Here is a 5333-nt window from a genome sequence, read left to right as displayed (position 1 = left end):
TGAAGTCTGGCAACTGCTCACAATGTCGCTAGAAACTTACGTTTCTAGTAAATGAACGACAGTGTTCGCTGTTGCAGACTTCAAAACACTCCTCTCCGCTTTTCTTTTTTTCTATATTAGGGTACCTCTAAAAACTCACGCTTACTCAGAATTGCTAATTTTAACCTCATCGGAGTCTTTAGAGGAACGATTACAATTTTTTATTTTAATTTGTAATCCTTCGCAAGTTTTGCTGCTTGTTCTTTTGTTTTATTGTAAACATTTTTCGCTGCTGTTTTTAAATCTGTTTTCCCTAGTTCCACAGCTTCCATTTCTGCTGTGTAAATGGTTGTTAATGTACCATTTTCATAGAAAGGTGTTTCTGAAATTTTATCCGCTTTTTTTACATAATCATATGCCGTTTTCATACCGCCTGTTAATTGACCTGTTTCTTCGAGTGCCTCAACTGCTTTTGTACTTGCTGGAATCCCACGTGAAAGACCTAAAATTTCATTGGCTTTTTTGCCGTTCAAGAAATCATTCAGGAATGTCCCCACTTGTTCTGGATTTTTTTCATCTTTCTTAACAACAAATAATAATGACGGCTTAGAAAGCAAGTTCACTTTTGTTGCCCCCTCAGCGATAGGGTAGTCAACAACAACAAGTTCTTGCCCTGCCTCTTCAAGTGCAATGAAATCAGAGGCAATCCCAGCATTCCAGCCAATACCACCGCCGTATTCTCCTTCTAAATATTTTTTATTCGTAGCAAGTGAAACGGGTTCTGTTCCGACATTTTCAAGATAAGATTTACGTGAAACGAATACACGAGCATCTGCCATTTCTTTATACCATGTCATCGCTTCTAAGTAGTCCTTTTCACTCCAGTTCATATCACCTTTTTCGTCAAATTCAGCTTTCCCAGTTTTTTGTTGCAACCATACTGTTACTGGAAAACGCCAAGTTGGTGAGGCAATCATAAACGAACCCTCTGGCAATTTTTTCGCTGCCTCTTTGTAATCATCCCACGTTTTCAAACTTGCTACATCAATACCATTTTTCTCATAGGCTGTTTTATTGACATACATACAGATAACATTTTCACCGTAAGGCACTGCTACTTGTTTACCGTCTACTTGACCAAATTTCAAAAAGTCTTTATCATAGCTAGATAAATCTAAAGTTTTGATTTTGCTTAAATCATAAAATCCCTCATTTTGCCCAAACTGTGGCACCCAATCATACAACACAGTCGTAACATCTGCCAATGTATTTCCTGCATAACGTGTGGTAAATACTTGGTCTAAATCCCCAAAACCACTAGGCTCCCCTTTGACTTTTATCGTTGGATTTTCCTTTTCAAAGTTATCAATCATCTCTTGTGTTACTTTATGGCGGTCATCATTTCCCCACCAGCTAAAACTAATTTCGACATCTCCTTTTCCTTTCGATGAATCTGTTTTTTTCTTCCCTGCGTTACAAGCGGATAAAAGTGCTGCCGCTGATAAGATTGTAACTGTTGATAATGCTAATTTTTGCCATTTTTTCATGATAAATTCTCCTCGTAAAATAGTTTTCAAACAATTTTTCTGTTTGTTCGTTTCATTTTTTATTTGCAAACGATTTTTATCGTTCATTTCCCAAAAGCATTGCCAAATCAATACTTTCAGCTAATGCTTTTCCTCCTTTGTCTGACAAGTGTAAACCGTCACCACAATCGTAGTCATAAGCAAGTAGGGCTGAATCATTTTTATCTACGACTGCTTTTTCAAAATCGAATACTCCGTCAAAATAGCGTTGCTCTCGAATCCATTCGTTCACTGCCTGCCTTTCTTTTTCAAATGATTCATTGAAAAAAATCGAATGTTTCATTGGAGTAATCGTTGCAATGTACGCCTTTACATTATGCTGATGAGCAAGATTGGCGTATTGAGTGAATCCGAGCAAAATATCCTCAAAACTAAATTCATACTCATTTCCTCCGTCATGGCGAGAAATCAAGTCATTTATGCCATGAAAACAGATAGCACTATCAATTTCGCCATACATGAATAATTCTTTTTCAAAACGAAACAAGCCTGCGTTTCCGTGACGAGTGAACACATCATTTTTCGGATTTTGCCCTTTTAACATTCGACTCCCACCAATTCCTCTATTCAAAATTGCGATTTCATGCTGTTTTTCTTGAAACAGCCGCCCTTTTAAATGATCTACCCAAAATCCCTGCTGAGTAAGCGAATCGCCAAAAGCAACAATCGTTTTTACTTTCTCGTTGACCAAAAAATCCACACCGCTTATGCCATACACATAAAACATTCGTGTATTATCCTTGACCATTTGGAAAAGCTCTTTTTGTTCGACAAATGTGCGATTGTCTCCGACATAGTTGAACACTTCAAGCTCTCTTCTTGAATACGAAACCGTGCCGCTATGCAAAACAGTCGGCTTTTTCAAATGCGTTTCAATCTCAAGAATCATGCCATACTTCACTTCAAACGTTAGAGTGTCGCTAATCAGATTGCTTGCAGGGAAAATAGAAATTTCCTCTTTCCCTGCAACATGTACAACCTTTTCTTCTCTTACGTTCAGCGTTTTTTCTTCTAATACTCGCACAAGCACTTTGTGAAACTTTATTGTTTCCATGCCATATTCGTTAGAAAAACGCAATTTCAATTGATTCGTCACGTGATTGGAACGAATACGCACAATTTGCACTTGATTTTCAATTGTTGAGGGAGAAGAACGGTAATCTTGTTGGGTATAACTCCAAACATTTGCCCATTTCTTACGCATAAATCACACGTCCTTGTTCATCAGGAATCCCACTTTTACGATAAAAATAAGTATTAATCTCATCTCGCCAGTCTCTAGCACAACGAACTTGTTCTTCTAATCGTGTGGCTACGTTTTGAAAACTTTTCTCATCTATTTCATTTTCAAGCGACAACCAAGTTTTTTGATACTCTAGCACTCGTTCGTACCCTCTAAAATGCGTATCATAAATGTGTTGAATAACTGTTTTTCCACTTTTTAGCTTGTCTGTATAGTTCATTCTTCTAAAAAATAAAATCGTCTCATCAGGGCAAGTTGCTGGATTTTCATAATAATCCGCTAATGCTGGCGAATATTGCTGAGTATAACCTGTCCCTTCTGCCACTGTTCTAAATTGTCCTAACCCCTCTCTATCCGCATAATGATAACAACCCCAAGGACTGTATTCATATCCGTCAATATCTGGGCCATAATGATGATTTGGTTTTACCAAGGCTGGAGCCAATCCAAGAGGAGCAGTATAATCTTCATAGGTTTCCCATGAAGTCAATAAAATTTCCGCCAATTGCTCCAAAGCCTCATTTGACAAATCAAAGCTCAAACGCAACCAATCTTCCGTTACTTCTTCTTTTGATAAATAATTATTCCAAATCAAGCGACCATAACCGTAAAAATTCGCCTGTGCAAGTTTATGCCCCGTCCAGTTGCTATCCATGCCAACGTTGCCAATTGCTGCAATACCAGAGTAGCGTTTATTTGGCGATTGATTTTTGAAGATATCCTTTATTTGAGATTGTTCAACTTCATACTTTGTATCAAAATCCAAAATTCGTCGCCAACTCGGAACTAAATAGCAAATATGTTTTTGCTGACCTGTATATTCTTGCGTAATTTGTAGCTCAAGCATTTGATTGGTTGCCCTCAACGCTCCAAAAAGTGGAGAAATCGGCTCTCTTACATTGAAATCAATAGGACCATTTTTTATTTGTAAAATAACATTGTCATCAAATTTCCCGTCCAGTTTGGCAAAATTGTCGTATTGAGCTTTTGCTCGATCAGTTGTTCTATCTCGCCAATCTTGAAGATGATTGTAAACAAAGCACCGCCAAATCAAAATGCCTTCAAATTTTTTCAATGTGCGAGCCAGCATATTGGCTCCGTCATCATGATTTCGTCCGTAAGCAAATGGTCCCGGTTCTCCCTCGGCATCTGCCTTGATCAAGAAACCACCGAAATCTGGTATTTGCTGATAGATATTTTGAACAATCCCCTCCCAAAATGCGATAACTTCGTTATCTAGGGGGTCAGCTGTTTCTAATCCTCCAACGATTTTCGGGGAGGCAAAATTGATACTCAAAAATGTTTTTATGCCGTATTTGGCAAAAATATCATTGATTTGCTTTACATCTTTCAAATGTTTGTCCGTAATAAAGAATGCCTCTTTTTTATGAACGTTGACATTATTTATCGAAATCGCATTAATCCCGATAGAAGAGAGCAAACGTGCATATTCTAACAAAAGTTGTTCATCACGACGAAATTCTCCCTCTGGAAGATAGAAAACAGAATCCCCTGCGTATCCACGCTCAATTGTGCCATGGAAATTACTATCATCAAAATTATCCCAATGATTAATCATGCGAATTGCTTGATCGGGAACAGAGGTAAACTTCTCTCCAAGATTTTTCCCTGTAATTTCAGCCATATAAAGCTGAAAAAGTCCATAGAGCAACCCTTTTGTCGTATTGCTTGAAAGAGTGAGCGTTGAAGAATTTTTTTCTAGCACAAATCCTTCCTCGCCAAGAACGAGATGATTCACAAGTTCAAAAGTCAAATAAGCTTTTCCTTTTTCCACAAGCGGACAATCGAGAAATAAATTGTCCATTTCTTGCACGATTACTTCACTTATCACATCTGTTTTTTCAATAAAATATCCTGTAAATGCTGGATTGGCTATTTTCTTTTTTAGCCAACACTTATCTCTGGTCATTTGATTTCTCCTGATTTTGTTTTTTCTCATGAACTAGCACCGTACTGCTTTAGTTTCTTTGTCTAGCTATGAGGGGCTGAAACTTGGTCGCTGTTCGCAACAGCACTTGAAACTAAAGTTTCAAGCAAGTAAATGCTGTGGCTCACTGCGACAAGTTTCAAAACGCCCCGCTTCGCTTTTCGTTGTCTAGCTATGAGGGGCTGAAGTCTGGCAACTGTTCACAATGTCGCTCGAAACTTCGTTTCGAGTATATAAACGACATGGTTCACTGTTGCAGACTTCAAAACACCCCTCCTAGCTTTTCGGACTAGAACAAATAATCATTCAATCTCGATTTCACATATTCAATGTGGCTTGATTCGATTTTTATATTTTGTCCGTTTTTCAGTGAGTATTCTGTCAAGCTCTTGAAGTCTTCTTTGCCTTCGAGGATTGATTTTCCAATGCCTTCTTTGTAGCTTGCGTAACGTTTGTCGACAACATTTTCCAAGAATTTGTCTTCAACGATTTTCGCTGCAGCTTTCAATCCTCTTGCGAATGTGTCCATTCCTGCAATATGTGCCAAGAACAAATCTTCCATTTCAAATGAAGTACG

General features: G+C 38.1%; 3 protein-coding genes and 1 pseudogene. All 4 read right to left on the bottom strand.

The features are described 5' to 3' along the window. Positions 1-200: 200 nt before the first annotated feature. A complete protein-coding gene (locus tag B5D30_RS12000) occupies positions 201-1526 on the bottom strand; it encodes an ABC transporter substrate-binding protein (protein WP_078808328.1) in 1326 nt (441 codons plus the stop codon). A gap of 76 nt (positions 1527-1602) precedes the next feature. Continuing rightward, a complete protein-coding gene (locus B5D30_RS11995; RefSeq protein ID WP_078808313.1) occupies positions 1603-2769 on the bottom strand; it encodes a GDSL-type esterase/lipase family protein in 1167 nt (388 codons plus the stop codon). Continuing rightward, positions 2762-4738: an alpha-glucuronidase gene (locus B5D30_RS11990; RefSeq protein ID WP_078808312.1), complete on the bottom strand. Its 1977-nt coding sequence runs from the start codon at positions 4736-4738 to the stop codon at positions 2762-2764. The genes B5D30_RS11995 and B5D30_RS11990 overlap by 8 nt, the downstream gene beginning before the upstream one ends. Positions 4739-5045: 307 nt before the next feature. Continuing rightward, a pseudogene (locus B5D30_RS11985) lies at positions 5046-5333 on the bottom strand (xylose isomerase); the annotation flags it as partial.

Origin of the sequence: Pilibacter termitis (genome assembly GCF_900167335.1) — a bacterium.
In the GTDB taxonomy this organism is placed as follows: domain Bacteria; phylum Bacillota; class Bacilli; order Lactobacillales; family Streptococcaceae; genus Pilibacter; species Pilibacter termitis.
Note: the sequence above shows the minus strand (reverse complement) of the source record. Positions and strands in the feature narration are given on the sequence as shown.